Source organism: Paenarthrobacter sp. NPDC058040, assembly GCF_042885775.1.
Taxonomy (GTDB): Bacteria; Actinomycetota; Actinomycetes; order Actinomycetales; family Micrococcaceae; genus Arthrobacter.
Genome location: NZ_JBHVRN010000032.1, coordinates 1 through 5,123 on the forward strand (window position 1 = coordinate 1; position 5,123 = coordinate 5,123).

Annotated in this window: 4 protein-coding genes; all 4 read right to left on the bottom strand. The window is 59.3% G+C overall.

Annotated features, from left to right (window positions below):
* Positions 1 to 341: 341 nt before the first annotated feature.
* Positions 342 to 1,433, bottom strand: coding sequence for an ABC transporter permease (locus tag ACFVSJ_RS24230; protein WP_387439671.1), 1,092 nt, complete (start codon positions 1,431 to 1,433; stop codon positions 342 to 344).
* Positions 1,426 to 3,006, bottom strand: a complete 1,581-nt coding sequence (locus ACFVSJ_RS24235; RefSeq protein ID WP_387439672.1) for a sugar ABC transporter ATP-binding protein — start codon at positions 3,004 to 3,006, stop codon at positions 1,426 to 1,428. The genes ACFVSJ_RS24230 and ACFVSJ_RS24235 overlap by 8 nt, the downstream gene beginning before the upstream one ends.
* Positions 2,994 to 4,112, bottom strand: coding sequence for a sugar ABC transporter substrate-binding protein (locus ACFVSJ_RS24240; RefSeq protein ID WP_387439673.1), 1,119 nt, complete (start codon positions 4,110 to 4,112; stop codon positions 2,994 to 2,996). Before ACFVSJ_RS24240 ends, ACFVSJ_RS24235 begins: the two co-directional genes overlap by 13 nt.
* A gap of 330 nt (positions 4,113 to 4,442) precedes the next feature.
* Positions 4,443 to 5,123, bottom strand: a 681-nt coding sequence (locus tag ACFVSJ_RS24245) for an LLM class flavin-dependent oxidoreductase (RefSeq protein WP_387439674.1), incomplete at its 5' end; no start/stop codon positions are given.

The window sequence follows — 5,123 nt, forward strand, 5'->3', positions numbered from 1 at the left end:
GCTGCGTTCAAACTATAGCCAACCAACCCCGGAAGTGTCCGGGATCACATCAACTAAAAGAACACTAACACAAACCTGAGCGCTTGATCAAGACTTTCGGCGGCCAACGTTGCAGCTGGGTGACAGTCAACTAATTACTGGAAGGGGTGAGCAGTCCGCCGCGGTAGCGCGGGGAGTTGAGGAGGGTACTGCCAGTTCGGGTGGTGCAGGCTGTAAGTCGGCAGAAGAACGCGAAGACCTCCGGGGGCCGGTGCGCAACTCGTAGGCTACACACCGGTCCCGGAGGTCCGCGTTATTGGTTCATCTTCCGCATCGTCCGGACGCAGAGACGATCAGCTTGTTTAGTCGTCTTTTCGCATCTTGAGGCGGGAAATGACGCGCGAAACGGCACCGGCTCGCCGTGCGGTTTTTTCGTATTTGGACAGGCCAACTGCCAGGAGCAGGGCGAGGCCATTGAAGAGTTCAGTGATCCAGACAGGTGCTCCGACGAGTTGAAGTCCCTTGATTCCCGTCGCGAGGACGTAGACGGCAAGTACGGTTCCCCATACGTTGAACCGGCCTCCCTTGAATTGTGTCGATCCAAGAAAGACTGCCGTCAAGGCGGGCAGGAGTACGCTCGGGCCGACTGTGGGGTCGCCGGCGTTGATCCTGGAGGAGAGTATGACTCCCGCCAGTGCAGCGAGCACGCCGCCTGCCATCAGGCTTCCTACAATCAGCCTGTTTGTGTTGACCCCGGCCAGCCGTGCACCGGCTGGGTTGAAGCCCGTTGCGTACATGCGGCGTCCGACAGGTGTCTGCTCAAGAACGTACCAGGTGATGAGCGCGACGATGAAGACGATGTAGACCGGCAGAGTCACTCCCAGTATCTGAGTGACTGCCAGACTGCGGAAACCGGGACCGAGGTTCAGGATCTGCTGACTCCCTGAAATCCAGGCTATGCCGGCGAGGAGTACCGAGCTCATGCCAAGCGTAGCTATGAAGGAATCTATTTTTGCCCGTGTGATGATGAGCCCGGAAATGAGGCCCGTGGCTGCTCCGACCAGGAGTGTGAGCGCGATCGCTTGGGCGGGGTCAAGGCCGAGCTTGGAAATCAGTGCGGCAACGAGGATTCCCCCAAGTCCAACCTCAGCTCCGACGGCAAGGTTGAAGCTTCCTGCAACAAGAGGGATGAGTGCTGCCAGTGCGGCCAATGCGGTTACTGCTTGAGCGTCCAGCAGGGTTCGCCACACCCCGGGGGACAGGAAAGAATCCGGAACCCAGAGTCCAAAGATCAGAAAGATTGCCAAGAGGATGTAGATGGCACTGATGTTCCGGAAGGAAAGGGACCGGAGGAACTGCATGCGGACCCCGGATTTAGGTTGGAGGGGCGCTGTGTCCTCGATTTTAGGGGAACGGCTTGGTTGTTCGTCCAAGCCTTTCAGGGTCTCAATCATTCGTTTTCTCCTCGGGACCGTCGACTTCGGTCCCATTTGTGATGCCGTATCCCTCTTGGATCAGCTGTGTTTCGTTGACGTCTACCCCTGTCAGTACTCGTGCCGTTTTGCCGTCACGGAGGACGTAGACTCTGGAACAGAGCTGCACAAGTTCTTTGGCGTCGGAGGAGCAGACGAGTACCGCCATGCCGGCCTCAGCTGCGGCGGTGATGGCCGCATAGATCGACCCTTTGGCGCCGATGTCCACCCCTTGGGTTGGCTCTTCGAGAAGTAGCACCTCTGGCTGGTTTCGGAGCCACTTTGAGAGCACGATCTTCTGTTGGTTCCCACCGCTAAAAGAGGCCATCTTCTGTTCAGGGCTGCTTGGACGCACTCCGAATTGAGTCATCAGTGAAGCGACTTCAGCCCGTTCAGCCTTCCTGTCCAGCCTGCCCAGCAGCCGCTTGAAGGGGGCCAGTTTGGGAAGGGTGAGGTTTTCCCTTGCTGAGAGCTCGAGGACCGCGCCGAGTCTGGCCCGGTCGCCCGGGATGTAGGCCAGACCAGCTTTGATGCTTTCTTTTGGTCCGCTGAGCGTGCGAGCGTTCCCCGCCAGACGGTACTCCCGTGCAGTGCCTGGATGGGCGCCGAACAGAAGTGACGGTATTTCCTCTCTCCCCGAGCCGAGCACCCCTGCAACACCAACGATTTCACCGGGGTGAATGCTCAGGTCAATTCCGCGCACCACTTGTCCAGTGAGCCCGCTGACTTGCATCGCAGGTGTTCCGCTGTACTCCTGCGTTCGGGGGCCTCCTGCGTATTGCGCATGGACTCCGCTGATCAGTCTCACGAGATCCGACTGGTTCATGTCAGCTCGTTGAGTATCAGCAACTTTCATACCGTCCCGCAAGACGACGATACGGTCGGCCAGGTCCAGGACTTCGTCAAGTCGATGCGAGATGAAGATGACGCCTGCCCCACGTGCGGCGATAGCCCGGACGGCCTTGAAGAGAATCTGGACTTCACTGCTGTGCAGGGCCTCTGTGGGCTCGTCAAGAACCAGGATGTTCTGGTCGTGATGCCAGCCGTCAAGTGCCCTGGCAATGGCAATGATGGAACGCTGTGCTGCAGTCAGTTTGCTGATGGGAACAGTCACGTCGAATTCGGCACCGAACCGCGCAAGCTTTTCTCGTGTTTTTGCCGCATCTGACGCTTGACTGGTGTGGCCAAGCGCTTGAAGTCCTTTATCTCTGACGAGGGAGAGATTCTCAACCGCTGTAAGTTCCGGGATCAGCCCCAGGTCCTGATGGATGAAATGCATCTCCGTATCGGAGTTGCCATCTCCAACCCGGACGTGGCCGCCATCCGCTTTGTAGACACCTGCAAGGACCTTGACCAGCGTTGATTTACCGGATCCGTTGTGGCCCAGGACGGCGAGGATCTCACCGCCGTGAAGGTCCAGTGTGACGTCATCGAGGGCGACCATGCCTGCGAATTCCTTGCGAAGCTCTCTGACCGAAAGAAGCGCTGAATTGTCCGGGAGCCGGTTAGCTGCCACTGCATCCACGGCAGCCGGTTCCTTGTCTACTTCTTCCACAGGGCCTTGAACCGATCAGCGTAGTCCGCGTAGCCGTTCCACCCGTTTGAAGCCACGGCCGGAACATTGTCTTTCGTGATGAGCTGCTTGACCAGAATGCCCGTCTTTTGCGCCTGGCTCAGTTCCTGGTTAGCCATCTTGCGCGCCATTTGATCCAGCATCGTCCACATCATGATGTCGATGTCGAAGGCAACGGTGGCGTCCTGCTGGCCGTTCTTAATCGCTTCAAAGTTGGCTTTGGAGGGGGCCTGTCCAATGGTCAGGGTCTTGATGCCTGCAACGTCCATGGCCGCGGGCAAACCCACCTGCAATTCGTCGAAGGAGACGAGCACGGCCTGCGTCTTGGGGTTGGCCTGCAGGTCACTGACAATAGTCTGCGGCGCCGTGTTTCCGACCTGGGCGATCGGGATGTTCACAACGCGAAGGTTGCAACCGCTGCAGAGCGTCTGCAGCTCTTCCCGGACGCCTTGCTCCATTTTGGTCGTGAAGGCCAGTTCGGGGGTCTTGTAGAAAACGAGATCCGTGACTTTTCCTTCACCCTTGGCCAACGCTGCGGCAGCCATGACTCGGCCAGTCTGGTCCACGTCCGCCGGACCGGCCTGCACTTCGTCGCCGAACCCGTAATCTGGGCCGTTGGTAAGCGCGCCACCGATAACGACCGTGCCGGCCGCGCGGAGCGCTTCAAGCTGCGACGAGTAGAGGACGGGGTCCACTGCGACAGCGATGACGCCGGCGGGCTTCATCTCAACAACGGAATTCAGCGCCGAGTTGATGCTTTCCGCGGTCTTTCCCAAGGACACCGACTTGTAGGACACGCCCATGGCGTCGGCGGCCCTTTTCAGAGATTCCGACTGGATGGCAGAGACGGTGGTGCCTGCCTCAAGAAAAACAACCTGAGACCCCGGTGCCGGCAACTTGGCCAGTGGCTCTGTGACGGGGAACGCGCCGACTTTCTCGAAGTCCTTGAGGAAGGCGGCCGTGGCGTCCATGTCCACTTTTGCCCCCGTGGTGGTGGCTGAGGTTCCGCCGCCGCAGGCGGTCAGGGCCATCGTGGCTGCCAATGCGTATGCGGCCAGCTGGAATTTGGGGCTGCGAATAACGGACATATCGACTCATTTCGTGGAGTGTTTGAGGTGAAGCAGTGGCAGTGACGGCTCAACGCTGAACATCACTTCCACCGGATGAGGGTGTGCGGGGCGATTGCTGCAGTTGTGACTGACGCTCTCGCTCTTCGGACCGCGTCCGAAGCTTTCGGGCGACGTTTTCCTGGGTTATTGGAAGGACGCCGGTGTCTGGCCCGCTGGAGATGCCGGGTCTTGGGTGAGGGAACTGCGATGTGATACGTCCAGATCAGATGGGTATGGCGACAGGACGTATCGGGTCCGTACATGGTGCGAAGTAGTTGTGTGCCTTGGTCGGGAACACGGCACCACTTTCTAGACTGTGGTGGGTGTGTTGGTGCCGATGTGGCATTCGACGCCGTATTTGGCCATGAGGGGCAGTGTTTTCTGGGCGACGGCGGCGAGGTCTTCGATGTAGTCGGGGACGACGAGCATGATGCCGTCGAGTTCGCTTTCGATGACGGTGGTGGCCAGGCGCCGGGCGAGGGTTTCGTAGGAGCCTACGAGTTCTCCGGGCATGACGCTGCTTTGCTGCTTGTCTCCGCCGATGAGGGACTTGGAGGAGTCGCTGAGTTCTTTGTAGCTCTTGTTCTGTTCGTAGCCGGCGGCGATGTCGGCCAGGGCTTCTTTGTCGATGCCGGCGTTGAAGTGGTCCATACGGGCCTGGGCTTCTTCGTCGGTGTCGCCGGGGATGACGGTGATCAGGCCATAGGTCTTCAGGTCGGGGTTGCCGACTTCGCGGGCGATCTGCTTGACCTGGCGGCCGGTCTGGAAGGACTTTTCGTTGTCGCTGGCCATGACGAACGCGATGTTGCAGTTCTCTGCGGCGAACTTCAGGCCCCGGGGGGAAGCGCCGGCGTTGACCAGGGGCGGCAGGACCGAGGGCTTCGGGCCCATGGTCGCTTCGTTGGCTTCGAAGAACTTCCCGTGGTGGTCGATGACTTTCTCGGTCCAGTACTTCTTGGCGAGCTGGACCCATTCATCGGCCATGTTGTA